This is a genomic window from Tenacibaculum holothuriorum (genome assembly GCF_002120225.1).
GTDB lineage: Bacteria > Bacteroidota > Bacteroidia > Flavobacteriales > Flavobacteriaceae > Polaribacter > Polaribacter holothuriorum.
Map to the genome: position 1 here is coordinate 466,718 of NZ_LAPZ01000003.1, position 18,431 is coordinate 485,148.

General features: G+C 30.9%; 13 protein-coding genes. 7 read left to right on the forward strand and 6 right to left on the reverse strand.

All coding sequences use genetic code 11. The annotated features are described in order from the left end of the window. Positions 1–8 precede the first annotated feature (8 nt). Genes WH52_RS07420 through WH52_RS07430 form a run of 3 tightly spaced genes read left to right on the forward strand, consistent with a single transcriptional unit; the run spans position 9 to position 4,908 of the window. Positions 9–3,122, forward strand: a complete 3,114-nt coding sequence (locus WH52_RS07420; protein ID WP_086030294.1) for an efflux RND transporter permease subunit — start codon at positions 9–11, stop codon at positions 3,120–3,122. A 6-nt stretch (positions 3,123–3,128) separates the two neighbouring features. Beyond that, positions 3,129–4,211, forward strand: coding sequence for an adenylate/guanylate cyclase domain-containing protein (locus tag WH52_RS07425; RefSeq protein ID WP_086030295.1), 1,083 nt, complete (start codon positions 3,129–3,131; stop codon positions 4,209–4,211). A 16-nt stretch (positions 4,212–4,227) separates the two neighbouring features. Then, positions 4,228–4,908, forward strand: coding sequence for a potassium channel family protein (locus tag WH52_RS07430; RefSeq protein WP_086030296.1), 681 nt, complete (start codon positions 4,228–4,230; stop codon positions 4,906–4,908). Between the two features lie 6 nt (positions 4,909–4,914). On the opposite strand, the gene WH52_RS07435 is transcribed toward WH52_RS07430, so the two are convergent. From WH52_RS07435 to WH52_RS07445, 3 genes are read right to left on the reverse strand one after another with little or no spacing between them, the layout of a single operon-like run. Next, entirely contained in the window at positions 4,915–7,437 is a 2,523-nt protein-coding gene (locus WH52_RS07435; protein ID WP_233131529.1) for a TonB-dependent receptor domain-containing protein, read from the reverse strand. Between the two features lie 54 nt (positions 7,438–7,491). Continuing rightward, a complete protein-coding gene (locus tag WH52_RS07440) occupies positions 7,492–8,400 on the reverse strand; it encodes a FecR family protein (RefSeq protein WP_158091361.1) in 909 nt (302 codons plus the stop codon). A gap of 44 nt (positions 8,401–8,444) precedes the next feature. Then, the gene (locus WH52_RS07445; protein ID WP_086030299.1) at positions 8,445–8,957 is read right to left on the reverse strand and encodes an RNA polymerase sigma factor; all 513 of its coding nucleotides are present in this window, start codon (positions 8,955–8,957) and stop codon (positions 8,445–8,447) included. Between the two features lie 109 nt (positions 8,958–9,066). On the opposite strand from WH52_RS07445, the gene WH52_RS07450 reads away from it, so the two are divergent. The 4 genes from WH52_RS07450 (at position 9,067) to WH52_RS07465 (ending at position 13,550) form a co-directional block, all read left to right on the forward strand. Continuing rightward, positions 9,067–10,047, forward strand: a complete 981-nt coding sequence (locus WH52_RS07450) for a zinc-binding metallopeptidase (RefSeq protein WP_086030300.1) — start codon at positions 9,067–9,069, stop codon at positions 10,045–10,047. Positions 10,048–10,124: 77 nt separating this feature from the next. Further along, complete coding sequence (locus WH52_RS07455) at positions 10,125–10,511, forward strand: DUF6438 domain-containing protein (RefSeq protein ID WP_143592101.1); 387 nt, start codon at positions 10,125–10,127, stop codon at positions 10,509–10,511. Between the two features lie 96 nt (positions 10,512–10,607). Further along, positions 10,608–13,109 carry a T9SS type A sorting domain-containing protein gene (locus WH52_RS07460; protein ID WP_086030302.1) on the forward strand — a complete coding sequence of 834 codons (2,502 nt, stop codon included), beginning with the start codon at positions 10,608–10,610 and terminating at the stop codon, positions 13,107–13,109. After that, positions 13,110–13,550, forward strand: coding sequence for a hypothetical protein (locus tag WH52_RS07465; protein ID WP_086030303.1), 441 nt, complete (start codon positions 13,110–13,112; stop codon positions 13,548–13,550). 73 nt (positions 13,551–13,623) lie between these two features. Here the strand turns inward: WH52_RS07465 and WH52_RS07470 are convergent, their stop codons facing one another. The 3 genes from WH52_RS07470 to WH52_RS07480 form a co-directional block, all read right to left on the reverse strand. Next, positions 13,624–15,582 carry an OmpA family protein gene (locus WH52_RS07470; protein ID WP_086030304.1) on the reverse strand — a complete coding sequence of 653 codons (1,959 nt, stop codon included), beginning with the start codon at positions 15,580–15,582 and terminating at the stop codon, positions 13,624–13,626. A 10-nt stretch (positions 15,583–15,592) separates the two neighbouring features. Further along, entirely contained in the window at positions 15,593–16,516 is a 924-nt protein-coding gene (locus WH52_RS07475; protein WP_086030333.1) for a PorP/SprF family type IX secretion system membrane protein, read from the reverse strand. Between the two features lie 22 nt (positions 16,517–16,538). Continuing rightward, a partial coding sequence (locus WH52_RS07480; protein ID WP_143592103.1) for a T9SS type B sorting domain-containing protein occupies positions 16,539–18,431 on the reverse strand: 1,893 nt, incomplete at its 5' end.

Consider the following 18,431-nt stretch of genomic DNA (forward strand, 5'->3'; position numbering starts at 1 on the left):
CTAACCACATGAATTTAGCACAATTTTCTATAGATAAAAACCGTATTACCTTTATGGTTTTAGCCACCATTATTATAATGGGATTGGCAATGTATACAGGTTTGTCACGTGATAGTATGCCTCCGTATACAGTAAGAGTAGCTTCAGTAGTTTCATTCTTTCCTGGAGCAAGTCCAGAACGTGTAGAGCAATTAGTTTCTGATAAAATTGAAAAACTTGCACAAGAACTTCCTGAACTAAAAGAGGTAGCAAGTACATCTCGTACTGGTTTATCAGTTGTTACAGTTACTTTAAAAGATGAAACATCACCTGAAAAACTACAATCAGTTTGGGACAGACTACGTCGAAAAATAAATGCATTACAAGGTTTACCACAAGGAGTAACTCCAGATTTAAAAGACGATGGAATTGGAGATGTATATGGTATTGTTGTTGGCTTAACTTCTGATGGATATTCATATGCAGAAATGAAAGAATATGCCGACGATATTAAAGACCAATTAATTGCCTTACCAGATGCAGCAAAAGTAGTTTTAGGAGGAATTCAAGAAGAACGTGTATTTGTTGAGTTTGACAATACTCGTTTAAAAGAATATGGTTTATCTGCTTCTAAGTTACAGCAAATTATTTCTACAACTAACATTTTAAGTTCTGGAGGACAAGTAAACGTAGGTAACGAACGAATTATTTTAGAACCTACAGGAAACTTTAATTCTGTAAAAGATATTCGAGAAATGTTAGTTCCTGTTGGATCTAGTGGTTCGCAATTGGTAAAATTGGGAGATATAACAACTATTAAAAAAGGATATGTAGATCCTCCAACACAAATCGTAAAAGTAGATGGAAAAACAGCAATGTCTCTGCACGTGAACCTTAAAAAAGGAGCCAATGTAATTGCTTTAGGTGAACAAGTAGACGGAGTTGTAGCACAATGGAAATCAAAACTACCTGTTGGTTTAGAATTAACGAGAGTGTCCTCTATGGATACGTATATCGATAATAAAGTACAGAACTTTATTAGCAACTTAATGCAATCTATTGGAATTGTATTAGCTGTAATGCTTATATTTTTAGGGATTAGAACTGGTTTTGTTATTGCTAGTTTAATTCCTATTGTAACCATTATGACTTTAATGATAATGGGAGTCATTGGTATGGGACTAAATCAGGTAACCTTAGCTGCTTTAATTATGGCACTAGGAATGTTGGTAGATAATGCCATAGTAGTCGCCGAAACCATTATGGTAAAACTCGATCAAGGAATTGAAAAGAAAAAAGCTGCAACAGATGCTTTTTCTGAATTATGGATGCCTTTATTAATTTCAACCTTAACTACATCAGCAGCCTTTTTAGCTTTCTATATGTCACCTACTTCAATGGGAGATATTGTAGGACCTATCTTTGTGGTAATTACCATTGCTTTAATGTCTTCGTGGATTATCGCTTTAACGATTATCACTCTGTTCTGTTATTTATTCTTAAAACAAACTCCAAAAGATGAGAAGAAAGAAAGTTTTATAGATAAAACTATTAATTACTTAAAAGAAAAATATAAAGACCTAATTTTAGTTGCTTTAGCAAATAAATGGAAAGTAATTATTGGAATTTTTGTAGCCTTTTTCTTATCGTTATATGGATTTACCAATATTCCGTTTTTGTTCTTTCCTGATAGTGATCGTAATATGATTACGGTAGATATTAATCTTCCATTAGGAACAAAAATAGAGCGTACAAAAGAAGTTACTGAAAAGATTGAGCAATATATGCTTGATTCTTTAAAAACAAATGACAATCGACCTTTAGGAATTGTAGACTGGTCTTCTTATGTAGGACAAGGACCAGAATCGTACGATCAAGGATATAGTCAAGACGAAGCCAATTCAAGTTATGCACATATTTTGGTAAACACATCTTCGTTTAATGAAAACAAAGCAATGATTGCCAAATTAGATAATTTTGCTTTTGAAAATTTCCCAAATGCCGACGTAAAAGTAAGTGCATTAGGAGCTGGAGGTGGTGGAACGCCTATTGAAATTAAAGTTTCTGGTAGTAGTCCAGACGAATTAGCTAAAATTTCTGAAAGCATTAAAGCTAAATTAGCAAGTAATTCAGCTACTAAAAATATTAAAGATGATTGGGGACCAAAAAGTAAAAAATTCTTAATTGAAATTGATCAAAATCGTGCACAAACTGCAGGAGTTTCAAGTCAAGACATTGCTACTTCTTTAGCCACGGTTTTAGACGGTTTTCAAACAGGAGAATATCGTGAAGATAATAAATCAATTCCTATTTTAATGCGTAGTGGTGATAGTCAACAACAAACTTTAGCATCATTAGAAACTTTGAATATTTTTGCTCAAGGTTCAGGAAAAAGTGTACCTCTATTACAAGTTGCTAGTATTATTCCGCAGTGGCAATATGCAAAAATTCGTCGTTTAGATTTAAGAAAAACTATTAATGTATCCTCTAAATTACGTGAAGGTGGAAATGCAAGTGCTGTTATGGCAGAGGTAACTCCTTGGTTAGAAGAACAAGCTAAAAATTGGCCACAAGGTTATACATATGAATTGGGTGGTGATGCAAAACAATCAGCAGAAAGTATGGGGTCTGTAATTAAATATTTACCACTTTCAGCATTTATAATTGTATTATTATTAGTCATTCAATTTAACTCTTTTAGAAAAATGTTTATGGTCGTATTAACCATTCCATTGGGTATTATTGGAGTTGTAATTGGGTTATTAGTTTTCCGCGAACCATTCGGATTTATGCCTTTCTTAGGAGTAATTTCATTAGCCGGAATTGTAATTAATAATGCTATTGTACTGATTGACAGAATGGAAATAGAGCTTTCAGCAGGAAGAAAGGAACAAGATGCTGTAATTGCTGCTTGCTTACAACGCTTCCGCCCTATTCTATTAGCAACATTTACTACTGTTTTAGGATTAATTCCACTATATTTATCAGGTGGTGAAATGTGGGAAGGAATGGCTGTAAGTATTATGGTTGGATTATTATTCGGAACCATTATTACTTTATTATTTATTCCTGCTTTATACAGTGTGTTATTTAAAGTTCACTACAAAGGATACGAATTTAATAACGACCTTTTAAACGAATAACAAACAATGAACTCAAACTTAGGGCAATACTTTCAATTACTTTGGCAATCCGTAGTATTTTGGAGTTTTGCTCTAATTTGTTATAGTATTTTTAGGTTTTTAGGGTTATCTGAAGAACAGGGAATCATTATTACTGATGAATACAAAGAACTCATTTCCTTTTCTAATTTATTGACTACTTCCTTAGCTGTTGGATTGGCTATTGGTATTCTCTATGCTTCAATAGAATTCTTTTTCGAAAAAATTGTGTCGAAAAAATTGAGTTTAGGTTTATCACTTTTATTAAAAAATAGTATTGAACTTGTTGTAACCATTATTGTTTTCACTATAACTTTAACAGTAGTATCTTCAATTTACGGTATTGATATAAAGACGCATAGAGGTTGGTGGCTACAAGATAAAACTATTTGGGGTATACTTTTTTTCATATTGCTTTCTTCCTTTGTTTTTTCTTTTATTAAAATAGCTATAGAACGCTTTGGTAGTGGAGTATTTTTTAAAATGCTTATTGGTGCATATAAAACTCCTAAAGAGGAAGAACGTATTTTTATGTTTCTTGATTTAAAAGATTCAACTTCTATTGCTGAAGAATTGCAACACCTTAAATACAGTCAATTTATTCAAGATTGTTTTTTCGATCTAAACGCTATTGTTCAAAAATATGATGCTGAAATTTATCAGTATGTTGGTGATGAAGCTGTAATTAGTTGGCCTTTTAAAAAGGGGATTAAAGATAATAACTGTATTCGTATTTTCTTTGGATTTCAAGAACAATTAGAATCAAGAAAAAGTTATTACATTCAAAAATATGGAATCTTCCCTGTGTTTAAGGCTGGAGTTCATGGCGGAACCTTAATTGCTGCTGAAGTTGGCACTGTTAAAAAAGAACTTGCTTATCATGGAGATGTTATAAACACTTCAGCTCGAATTCAAAAAGAATGCAATCAGCACAAAGTTCCTTTTCTTATTTCAGGAAGTTTATTAGATAAGCTTACTGTCCATAAAAATTTTTCTACTTCATTTTTAGGAAAAGTATTACTTAAAGGGAAACAAAAAGAAATAAATATCCATAGTATTTCTAATGCTTAATTAAATTAATTATCTAATGAAAAGCTTTATAAAAAACTTATACAAACATCGATTTGAAATATTTTTAAGTACTCAATTACTTGTTTTATTTGGATCGTTACTATTTCCACTTCAATATTTTGAAAATGTTATGATGCCTATTTTCTTATTATTAAATATAACTTCAGGAATTTTAATGGTATCTAAAAACAAAGTCGTATGGTTAATTCTTAGTTTTTTCTTTCTTGCTTTTGGTTTCTTTGGACTTGATATGCTTACAAAACGAGATACTGAAGATTATATGTGGGTTCGCTTATTTATTTACTTTTTCTTTTATATAGTAGTTACTTGGCATATTATTAAGCAAGTTTGGGCAGAAAAACAAGTAGATAAAAAAGTAATCTTAGGGTTAATGAGCGGTTATATTTCTCTTGGTTTTTTAGCTTTTTTCTTATTTCTAACTATAGAATTATGGTCACCAGGCTCTTTTGCAGGTACATTATTAGATCCTGAACAAGCTTTTAATATCCGTATGGATAGTTTAATGTATTATGCATATATTACCCTATTAACTATTGGTTATGGTGAAATAGTTCCTATTACACCGATGGCACAAAAAGCAGCTATATTAATTGGTTTGGTAGGGCAATTTTATATTGCTATTATTACTGCTGTAGTTATTGAAAAATATATTAGGCATACAGTTTCTAAAAAGTAAGGAGTCTTAAAACGAAACTCTAAAAACAATATTCGGCGTAAAGCCTAAAGAATTTGTATCTATCGTTTGTAATTCTTGATTACTATTCTCATCTGAAACAACACTAAACTCTCTTTTAAGATTGTTTTTACGCCCATAAATATTTAATAAGGACACGCCTACTTTTCCTTTCCATTTTTTACTTTCAGAAAAATTAAAACTGTAGGTTGTAGAAAAATCTAATCGGTGATAATCTCTTAACCTTACTTCGTTTAACCTGTCGTAGTAGAATAATCTACTTCCATTTATATCGATATCTTCTACCGGATTAGAATATGGTACTCCTGTTCTATAATTCCAACCTAAGGAGAAATTAAAACGGTTAAATTTTAAACTGTGAGACCAAACAAAACTATGGCTAATATCATTATCTGCTGCAAAAGATTGATTGCTATTTATTGATGGGAATGTAAATTGAGTATCTCCAAAACTATAACTAATCCATGAGTTATAATTACCCCATTGTTTCTTTATTAAAATATCAATTCCTTTAGAAATACTACTCCCGTTTTCGGTTAAACCTGCATCTATTCCTAAATCTTTAGAAAGTAAAGTAATTCCTGTCACTTTTTTATAATAAACATCAACATCTACTAGCCAATTATTTCTTTTAAAAAATACACCTCCTGTTAATTGATTACTCTTTAAAACTGGCACTTCTTTATTATCAGATAAACTCCAAACTTGATTTTCTAATCCAAAATCGCTTGTAGTAAATTCTTTTATTTGTGATATATTCTGTTGTTTTAATTCATAAGATGATTTCAACCAAATAAACGGTAATATTTTGTATTGAGTGTAAATTCTTGGAGAAAGAAAATAATCTTTTGTTAATGAAAAATAATTAGTTCTTAATCCAATATTCAAATTGAATTTATCATTATTTTTAAGTATATATTTTGCATAAAAAGCGTAAGTAGTATTTTTATTATCGTTCGTAATATTATAATTACTTTCTGAGTCAAAAGCATAAGTTCTACCAAACGAATAATTTACTTTATTATTGGTTATTTCTAATCCGAATTTTACACTACTCTTTTGATTAATTCTCTTTGACAATGATGTTTTAAATCCAAACTCTTTAATTCTATTATTTTTAAGTGAAGTTTCTGTAATACTTTTATTTTTTCCTTGAATACCTATGAAATTATAATCTAATTTAAAATCGCTCAAATAAAATAATGCATTCAGTTGTAAATTATCATTCCAAGAATAATTCCACTTAGTATTAAATCCAAAATTTTTAACTGAAAAATTATCTGTCTGTAAAAACATATTATCGTTAGTTCCATACTGATAATTTAAATTATTGTTTACATACAACTGACTTATAACAAACTTATTCTTTTCGTTAGGTTGAAAAATAAGCTTAGTATTAAAATCAGAAAAATAAAAACTCTCTTTATCAAAAGTAGTATCGTCAATACTCGTTTTATTCTGTGTTATTATAGTATTTTGATATACTTTTTTTGATAATTGTTGAAAAGTTACGGTATTAAGAACATCAGTAATAGATCGTCTACCAGATAGTGATAGATTAACCTTTTTGCCTAAAGGAATTTTAAGAAAGGCATCACTATGTGTTAAATTAGTACCGAAACCTCCTGTGAATTTTTCTTCTAATTTATCATTTGTTTGAATATCAATTACACCAGAAATATGATTCCCATATTCTACACTTACACCACTTCTATAAACATTTACTTTTTGTGTTATATATGGGTTAAAAGCCGATATCATTCCAAAAAAATGTGCAGGATTATACACTCTAATACCATCAAACAGTACTAAGTTTTGATCTGGACTTCCTCCTCTTATGTTTAGTCCAGAAGCTGTTTCATTAGGACTTTGAACTCCGGGTAATAATTGAATACTTTGTAAAACATCTGGTTCAGTTAATCCAGGAAGTATCCCTCTATTTTGAGGATAAATAGTTTCTGATCCGTCAGTATTTTTAAGAATACCTTTTGTTAAATAGTTAGTGATTAAAACTTCATTTAATGTAGCTGTACGCTCCTTGATTAAATAAGTTTCACATGTAGTTTTTGAATTATTAAGAATAATTGATTTTAATGTTTTATAACCTATAAAAGAAATTTTTAGCGTATCATTCTTATGTACACCACTTAGCTCAAAATATCCTTTACTATCTGTATATGACCCTATATTTCGATTACTAACATATATATTCGCTTCAACTATTGGCACATTGGTAAATTCATTAAACACATAACCACAAATAGTTCCTTTTATGTGAATTCCTTTCTCTAAAACAATAACATATCTACTTGTAGTTTTTTGAAAAACTAACCCTGTTTTTTTTTCTAAATCTTCAAGTACTTTTTCAAGTGATTTATTAGTACTAGTATAAATTATGTTTTTAGATTCTAGTAAGGCATCAGAATAAGAAAACTTAATATTAAATGTTTTCTCTAACTGCAAAAGCACCTCTTTTAAAGGTGCTTTTGCAGCTCTATTTTGTGAATACACAAATGAGGTAATTTGTATAAAACAAATAAAAATTAAAAGTTTTCTTGTAATCATTTATTGCTTAACGAGTAAAACTGTTTTTTCGTCTACAAATGTAGCTTCTATTTTCATAGGTGCAAAAACAGTTTGCAAAGCAATATTTAAATTTTCATGTGTAAAACTTCCTGTATATCTTTGGTTTAGATCAATTCTTGAAGTATTAAATTTAATATCGAATTGATTTTCTAAAGCTTTTATAACATACTTTAATGGCGTGCTTGTAAAATTGGTTTCTCCTAATTTCCAACTAGGTTGTTGTTCTTTAAAGCTCCATTTTTCTGAAGTTTTTTCAATTTGTCTAAATGCTTTTCCTTGAGTTAAAATAGCTTCATCATTAACAGATTTCACTTTTACTTTTCCTTCAAAACATTTAACTTCTATAAAATTTTTCTTAGTATTAACGTTAAACTGCGTTCCTAATACAGTTACAAATCCTTCTTTCGTAGTAACTACAAACTTACTTCCTTTTTTAACTTTAAAATAAGCCTCTCCTACTAAGTTTATGCTTCTACTTTTCTTCCAAAGCTTTTCATTAAAACTAACTGATGATTTTGAATTCAAAATAACTTCAGAAGCATCTGGTAATTTAAATGCTAATTGCTCTCCAAAACCTGTTTCATAAACAGTTGATAATGTTAAGTAATATACTAAACCTAAAAGTATTACTACAGAAGCTGCTGCTCCATACATCCAACGAGTAAAAAGAGGTTTTACCTTTCCTTTCTTCTCTTCATGAACTTTATTTTGAATTTTAGCAAATAGTTTTTCTTTTTCAAAAGTAGGAACAGATAACTCAGATGATTTATCAGCTATTTTTTCGTACAATGAAAAATTAGGAGATTTTTTAAACTCCTCTAACTCCAATGGTGTCAACTCATTGTTTAACCATTTCGCTAAAAAAGTATCATCGTATTTATTTTCCATATTCTTATTCATTTACTTCTATAACAAGTAACTTTAAAATTACCCTACTTTAAAAATTCTATTTTTTCGCGTAAATTTTTTAAAGCCAACGACATTCTTTTTTCTACTGCTTTTACAGAAATACCTAGCATCTCAGCAATCTCTTTATACTTCTTTTTATCTATTCTATTTAGTAAAAAAACTTCTCGTTGTTTTTCAGGTAAATCGGCAATTGCGTTTTGCAACTTAACCATAAACTCTTTTTCTTGTAAAACAAATTCTGGGCTTTCATTTGTATATGATTTTGCTCCTTGCTGTTGATGTTTCAACACAACTTTCTTGTGCGCAATATCATTTAAAAACATATTGTTAGCTACAGTAAATAAAAACGATTTTGCTTTTTGAAGTAATACTTTAGCACAATTCTTCCAGAGTTTCACATAACTCTCCTGTACTATATCTTCGGCTAAATTCATATCACCACTTTTATAGTACATATAGTTTCTTAAGGCTTCAGAATGTTCATTAAAAACTTTCTCAAACACTTTAGGCTTACAAACTGATTGTTCATCCATCATGAAAAACAAACATAATAATTTTTTTCTGATACCAAGGTAGGGTTAATTTCTTCTAAGCTGTTTTATAAACATCTAAGCGAAATTATTAACCCTAAAATTAACAATGATTATGAATGTATTTAAGAGATTTTTTGGGATAGCCCTTTTAGTTTTCACAACAACTTTTTCGTCTTGTAATAAAGATGAAATCATAATTCCTAACACTACTGTTGCAGATAATAATGACTCTAACAATAACGGAAGTAATGGAAATAATCAATCTCAAGGAGAAGAAGGTGAAATTACACTGTATAAAATAGCTGGAGAAAATATTAATAAAGTTACCGATTATAAGGTTTCAGGAAAAGATTTAGCATATCAAAAAGATGTTTCGAAACATAATGAAATTTGGGAATTGGTTAAAAAAATTGTTCCAAAGAATCAACGAGAGAAATTAGGTGAATTTTTAATTTATAATGGAGAACCTACTGGTAGTGCTGGTTTTGTTGTACAAATTAAGAAAGATTTATCTAGCTGGAAAATGGGGATAGCAATTAACTACGCCTATGAAGGTGGTTTTAATGCTAATGGTGAGCTTGCTTATACTATTATCCATGAATTTGGACATGTACTAACATTAAACGATACGCAGTTAGTAGCAAGTCAAAGTAATTGTAACACTTATAATCCAGGAGAAGGTTGTGCAAAAAGCAACTCTTATATTAATGAATTATACCAAAAACACTGGAAAGATATTTGGAATGAATATCAATCTGCAAAAAACAAAGGACAAGAAGAGTTACGTACTTTTTATGAAAAGTATAAAAATCGTTATGTAACTGCTTATGCAGCCACAAATCCGCCAGAAGACATTGCCGAAGTATTTGCAACTTTTGTAACAAGAAAAGACAAACCTAAAGGAAACACTATTGCTGAGAAAAAAATACTGTTAATGTATAACAGATCAGAATTAGTTGCTTTTAGAGACCATATTCGCAAGAATTTAAACTTACGAGGTAGAGGAACTAAACCAGCATTTATTTTACCAGAACCAGGTTCTTGGAAACAAGCTAACAAAATTGGTAAATCTTGTAGAACTCATAAACATTAATAAAACAAAAGCGCCTTAAGATAGCATCCTCTTAATGCTTACCCCTTTAATCTTTTGGCGCTTCTTAAGCTTAAAAGATGAAATATTTACTTATCTGTTTATCATTCTGTTTGTTTTCTTGTAAGGCTCAAAAAAATATAATCCAACAAAGCTTTTTGTACTACGGAAAAACAGCTTGTTTAGGTAAATGTCCTGTGTTTGACTTATACATTTACCCTAATGGAAATGTAGTTTATATAGGGGTGGAAAATGTTAACACCCTTGGACAAAAAAACTTCACTTGCACAAAAAAAGAAATAGAATTGATAAAAAATGAACTCAATAAACTTAGTATAAATAATAATACTAAAACAGTAAGAGATTTACCTAATACAATTATTAAGTATAACGGAAATAAACTCATTATTCGAAACAATAAACAAATTGAGGGACTTAATAAATTGCTGAAAAAGTTTTTTTCATAATAAGGTTTTAAAATTAATCACCCTCAAAACATAAGGAACTGTTTTAGGTTGCAGTTCCTTTTTTTCAAGAACACACTAATCAATTATACGTAAATAATGAAAAAACAAATTACCCTTTTATCTATTTTTATATTGGGGAGTTTTACACTTCAATCTCAAAATTCAGATTGGAGGTCGGCTCCTCTATACAAAGAAAGTAACTATTTTGAAATTGTATCTAAAAACAAAAAAGCATTAAAAAATGCTCGCTCTAGAAGCGATAGAAATAGTCGAAAAAAAATTAAACAATTTGAGCGTTGGGCTAATTTTTGGAAAGATAGAATTAAACCCGATGGCTCTTTTGTATCTGCAGCTCATAACTACAACGAGTGGATTAAAGAAAACCAACGTCATTCAAATTTAAGAAGAAGTAGATCTAATTCTTGGACTTTAGTTGGACCTGTAAAATTACCTAAATCTTCAGTTTCATTTTATCCAGGAATGGGTAGAATTAACACCGTAGCTTTTAATGGTACAGATACACAAACTATGTACGTTGGTACTCCGGGTGGAGGTATTTGGAAAACTACCGATGGCGGTAAAAATTGGAGTGCAAAAGGTGATAACTTTCCCAATATGGGAGTTTCAGACATTGTAATAAATCCGACTAATACAAATATCTTATACCTTGCTACTGGAGATTGGGATGGCGGACAAAATAGATCTTTAGGAGTTTTAAAATCTATTGATGCTGGTGAAACATGGAAAACAACTGGCTTAACATTTACATTAGGGCAAAATAATAAGATAAGTAAATTGTTAATCGACCCTAATAACCCAAATACAATTTTTGCTACTACTTTAAATAGTATAAAAAGATCTACCGACGGAGGAAATAGTTGGTCTGATGTATTTACTGAAAACAATGCTACTTTTAACGATATAGAATATAAAATAGGAAGCAACACCATAATTTATGCAACTTCAAATGCGGGTAAATTTTATATCTCTACTAACAATGGTAGCTCTTGGTCTGTAGCCTCTACTCCTAGTAATGATCGAATAGATTTTGCACTTACAGCAAAAGACCCTAATTTAATTTTAACTGTAGATAATGGTGGTGTCGTAAGAAAATCTACAAATCAAGGTAACAGCTGGACCACTATTTCTACAATATCAAGTTACGCTTCTCAAGGAGGATATAACATTACCATAGCTGTTTCTCCTTTAGATACTAATTTAATTTTAGTAGGAGGTATGGAAGGATGGAGATCTAAAAATGGAGGTACAACTTGGGAAAAATATTTAGACGGATATTGGGAAGCAGGTAGTCCTTACTTTTATGTTCATTCAGATCATCACGATATGATGTTTATTCCAGGAACAAACATTGCTTTTTCTACCAATGATGGAGGTATTTTTAAAGGAGATGCTTCTAAAGATACTAAATGGGAAGATTTATCAGAAGGAATTGCAATTACACAATATTACAACGTATCTGGTACTCCTAAAGATGCTGGTAAATTAATTATGGGAGCCCAAGATAATGACATAGCTATTTATGATGGAAGCAATGGTTTTAAAGGTGAAAATCCTGGAAGTGATGGTGTAGAAGGATTATGGGATTATTCAAACTCTAATATTGCTTGGACTTGTAGCCAAAATGGGGGAATGAATAGAACTCTTGATGGTTTTGCTACTGCTGCGCAAAGAGTGGATACTCCTGGTGGAGCTCCTTTTGTATGGGAATTAGAAATTCACCCTACAAATCCTCAAACTATTTTTGGTGGATTTTCAGACATTTATAAATCTACTAATCGAGGTGATACTTGGACTAACTTAAACTCTGGTGTTGGGTCTATAGAATTTATTTCTATCTCTCCTTCAAATCCAAACGTAATTTATGTTTCAGGGCAACTTGGTGTTAAGAAAACTATAAATGGCGGTTCAAGTTGGACGAACGTAAACTTACCACAAGGAGGAAATGTAAAAAGTATTGAAGTACACCCTACAAAACCAGAAGAAGTATATATCGCTTATTCAGGTTATTCTACCGGAAAAGTATATAAATCTGACAACGGAGGTACAAATTGGACAAACATTACAGGTTCGTTACCAAACATTCCTACTCATAAAATAATTTATAAAACAGGAAGTAGTGATGGAGAATTATTTTTAGCAACCGACTTAGGGGTATATTATAGAACTAATTCAAAAAATGATTGGGTTCGTTTAGGTAAAGGATTACCAAATGTTATTGTTCACGATTTAGAAATTCACTACGGAACAGAAAAACTTAGAGCTGCAACTTACGGTAGAGGTGTTTGGGAAACTTCTATAGAAGCTTCTGCACTAGGTACTGAAGACAACAAATTACCTAATTCAGCAGTAAATCTTTATCCAAACCCTACAAACAACAAACAATTTACTATTAAATTAAATAATTTATCGGGTACTAGTAATGTTACTATTTATAATATTATTGGTGGAGTTGTAAAGAATTTCAAATTAGCTAATTCTTCTAAACAAGTAGATTTAAATGATTTTTCTAGAGGTTTATATCTTGTAAATATTAAAAATAACGGTAAGACAATTACTAAAAAATTAATTGTACGATAAATGATTAAAAAGATCTTAATATTAATTAGTGCTTTATTTATTTTGAGTAGTTGCAAGAGTAATTTAGAAGTTCTTTCTGCTAAGAAAAAAATAGTATATCCTGGCTTAGCAAATCAAAAACCATATACCAAGTTTGTTATCGAAATAAAAGCAAAAAATCCTGTAATTGCTAAAATAGATAGTATTGTTTTAGTTGAAAATAACAAATGTTATAAAGTTGATTTTTTGTTGAGCTCTAAAACATCTGCTACTTTTTTAAAAGAAGTTAGCAAAAGCGGAAATTACTCTATTGAAGCCTTATTAAAAGAAGGTAAATATAAAGAGCTTAATAATTGTTCTAATGCTGAAAATGGAAAGCTAACTATTTTTTATAAAATAAATAATGAAAACAAAAAATTAGAAGTTGATTCTTTTACAACCGAAAAAGAATTTAAAAGATAATTTTAGCCCCTCACTTTTCTTTCCCTTTTATTAAACGAAAGAGCCATACAAATTGTATGGCTCTTTTAACTTATTATTCTTTTTGATTGGTTACTTTAACATTGTCTCCTCCTTTTACAATATAAAAATAAGAACGTCTATTTAACTGATGTTCTTCTTTTGAACATTTCTTTTGATTAGCATCATCACAATGATTTAGCAATTGATCTTCTCCATAACCAATAGCACTTTGAATTCTTTCTGGAGTTATTCCTCTAGATAAAATATAATCTCTAGTAGATTTTGCCCTTCTATCAGATAATTTTCGGTTATAATCTTTGGTTCCTCTACTATCGGTATGAGATTCTATTTTTATAACCATTTCTGGATGATTCTTTAATACCGAAACAATATGCTCTAATTCATACTCAGCATCTTCTCTAATATTGTATAAATCGAAATCAAAATAAATAGGTCGAATTACAATTTGATCTTCTACTATTAAAGATTCTAATTGTAAATCTTGAATAATTGATTTCTTGTCAACATCTAATGTAGTCGTAGCTTTTGTAGCATTTCTATAATCTTCTTTAGAGGCTACTATAGTAAAAATTTTATCACAATCTACCTGCTTAAACATATATTTACCATCGGCTTTCGTGATTTGTTGGGCAACTTGTTTTCCTTCTTCATCCATTAACCTAACGATAACTTCGCTAATAGGTTTACCTGTTTTTTTATCAGTAATTACTCCTGTAATATCTTCTTTACAACGATAAATTAAAAAACTATAAATATCATCATCTCCTTTTCCTCCTTCTCTATTTGATGAAAAGAATCCGCTACTTAATTCTTCATTAATCACAAAAGCGAAATCATCTAACGGACCATTTACCGGACTTCCTAAATTTACTGGATTTGTGTACTGTCCGTTATTTCTTTTTGATTCAAAAACATCTAAAGCTCCTAAACCTAAATGACCATCAGAAGCAAAATATAGCACATCATTACTACCAACATATGGAAACATTTCTCTTCCTTCTGTATTAATAGTTTTACCTAAATTTTGTACCTCTCCATAAGATCCATCTTCATTAATTGCTACTTTATAAATATCCGTAGCTCCAATACCTCCTGGCATGTCCGAAACAAAATATAATGTTTTTTCATCTGGACTTAATGCGGGATGCCCGCAAGAATAATCATTATTATTAAACGGTAGTTCTTTTATTTCTCCCCAAATTCCATTTTCCTTCTTTGCTTTATAAACCTTTAAATGCGTAACTCTTTTTTCGTCTCCTCTTAATTTTCTTCCATCGTAATTATCGCGAGTAAAATACATAGTATTACCATCTGAGGTTAATATCGCATTAGACTCATGATAACGAGTGTTAACACTTATTAATTTCTCTACATTATCTACATCAAGAACATGGTTTAGATTATCAAAAATTTCTTTGGAAGTATACATATTTAGATAAGGCTGATCATTCCATTTATACAGCTTTTTATCGTATTTAGTACCTTCTGGTCGTGTAGATGCAAAGTATAATTTATCTCCATAAATAAATCCTCCAAAATCAGAATATTCAGTATTTGAAGATAAGTTATGAATGTTTACAAACGTTTTTTCTTTATTCGTATAATTCACAAAGTAATCTTCATTATTATCTAGGGCTATCGCTCTACTATCGTCTCCTTTTACTTCTTTTAATTTTCGCAACCAAGTATCTGACTCTTTTACTTTTCCGTTACTTTTTAATACTTGTGCATACCTAAAAATATGTTCTGGAGAAATTGATGGCAACTCATAATTATCCATCATTTTTTTATACCACTTCTCTGCTTTTTTAGGTTCGATATTAAAATAATAAGAGTCTCCTAACCTACTTAATATAGTTTGAGAAGAGTCTCCCTTTTTATATAAAATTTCATATAACTCAGCAGATTTCTTGTACGCGTATTCATTAAAATATCGGTTAGCAGCGTATCTTCTTTGTGAATAACCAATAGTTGTTGATAATATTAACGTGAATAGTATTATTTTTCTCATACGTATAGGTTTAGAAGAATCTAGGTGATTTCATTACTTGCTCTCTAAATATTTCCCATCGAAGCATAACTTCGTAAGTTCCTGAATTATAATTGCTCAGATTTGAAGTTGTTAAATCGTATGCAAATCCTATATGAAAACTGTCATTTGCTTGAAATCCTAATAATGCACTGATAGAATCATCCCATCTCCAAGCAACTCCAGCTCTAAATTTTTTATTGAATAAAAAGTTGGCAGAAACATCTAACGACAATGGTGCACCATTTACAACTTTTGTTAAAACTGCTGGCTTAAATTTTATATTTTCATTTAAATCGAAAACATATCCACCTATAAAGAAAAAGTGCAATCTTTCTGTAGCTACATCACCTCCATTAAAATTATCGTCATAATGTTCGGTTCTTAAAATATTTGGAATAGCTGCTCCTAAATACCATTTAGGTGTGTGATAATAAATACCAGCTCCTATAGTTGGTAAAAATCTACTAATATTTGCAGCAAATGCTCTATCGGGTCTTTCTGATCGCCCTTTTGACCAATCGACATTTAATTGTCTACCCCCTAACTTTAGACCAAATGCTAAATTACCTTCTTCACTAGTTCTTACTGTATAAGATGCATTTACATCCAAATAAATTTCACTAGCAGGGCCAATTCTATCATTGGTTAAATTTACTCCTAATCCAACTCCGCTATATCCTAAAGGTGTATCATAACTTAATGTTTGTGTATCTGGAGCACCATCAAGTCCCACCCATTGAGTTCGGGCTAAACCTGTAATTACCGTATGACCTCTCGAACCTACATATGCAGGGTTTACACTCATAGTATTATACATATACTGAGTATATTGAGGGTCTTGTTGTGAATGCATTGTTAAAATTGAAAAAAATGCAATCAAAAAAAGTGTGATGTTATTATGAATTTTATTCATATAATTATTCCTTAGTTCTATTTTAATTCTTTCTATTAATATATAACCAACCTGTTCTTGGTTTCGAGCCATCTCCTAAATTTAATATATAAAAATACGTTCCTACTGGTAACTTATCTCCTTCTATAAAAGTTGCCCTCCCATTTGAAACTCCTCTCCATGTATTATCATACTTCACCTTTTTGTACACAATATTACCCCACCTATTATAAATCTCTAATGTGTTATTTGGGTAATTTTCTATACAATTAATTACAAATGTATCATTATTTCCATCACCATCAGGTGTAAATTCATTAAATACTGTTAAACAAATTGGTATTACTCTAGCTGTTGCTGAATTGTTTGATGGATCACTATCATATTGATCCAAATCTATTATACTTACTGTATTCACATAATCTCCATTAGAATTTACTTTTACAGTAATTTTTAATTCAGCTGAACTATTGGAATCTAATGAATTAATAGACCAAACTCCACTAATATCATCATATATTCCTAAACTTGCTGTATAAAATTTAAATTCATATCCAGATGGTAAAACTTCTTCAATCTCAATATTAGTTGCTCTACCTGGTCCATTATTTCTTAATCTTATTGTAAATACTACATCTAAATTAGCTTCAGGTTCTTCAATATCAACTTCTTTTGTGATTCCTAAATCAGTTCCTATCAAGGTTATTTCTACAGTATCATAATCATCTTCATTCTCATCTCCATTTCCAGGAGTACTATCAGGATCTTTTGCATCACTTGTCATTATTTCTGCAACATTTTTATACTCATCAGTAACTCCTGTTGGAGCATTTACTGTTGCTTGATAAGTTAATACCAATCCATTCAATGGAACTGTTAAATTACTCCAGGAAATTGTACTACCACTTAAAACACCTCCATTACTTATATTAATAATACTATTATAACCAGATGGTAACACATCACCTACATTTACTCCAGTCGCTGTATTAGGTCCTTCATTACTAATTGTTAAACTAAATGTTACTATATCTCCTACATTTGGTTCTATATTATCTACTGTTTTATCTAAACTTAAATCAGCACACTGCTCAACCGTTACTGTAACTACTGACGTTGGTGTACTCTCACATGCAACTCCGTTTTCTGTAGAGATCGTTGTTCTTCTATATTGAGTTGTTGCTGTTAAAGATGGAGCATCATACGTAGCTGAGTTTGCTCCTGAAATTACATTCCAACTTGGTGTTGTTAGATTCGTGTTGGATTCCCATCGATAACTAAGTGTACCACTTCCATTTCCTGATGTGGTATTCGTAAAGACTGCGGGATCGCCACCTTGACAAATCGTTTGATCTGATCCAATTGCGCCTGCAATGACTGTATCTTGAACTGTTACTGTAACTACTGCCGTTGGGACGCTCTCACAAGCTACACCGTTCTCTGTAGAGATCGTTGTTCTTCTAAATTGAGTTGTTGCTGTTAAAGACGGAGCATCATAGGTCGCTGTAGCAATTCCTACATCTGTCCAATTTGTACCGTCTGTACTGGACTCCCACTTATAACTGATCGCACCACTTCCACTTCCTGATGTGGTACTCGTAAAGACTGCGGGATCACCACCTTGACAAATCGTTTGGTCTGAACCAATTGCGCCTGCAATGACTGTATCTTGAACTGTGACTGTAACTACTGCTGTTGGGACGCTCTCACAAGCGACTCCGTTTTCTGTAGAGATTGTTGTTCTTCTAAATTGTGTCGTGGTCGTTAAGGCTGGAGCATCGTAAGTAGCTGTAGCAACTCCTAGATCTGTCCAATTTGTACCATCTGTACTTGATTCCCATTTATAACTGATCGTACCACTTCCACTTCCTGATGTGGTACTCGTAAAGACTGCGGGATTACCTCCTTGACAAATCGTTTGGTCTGAACCAATTGC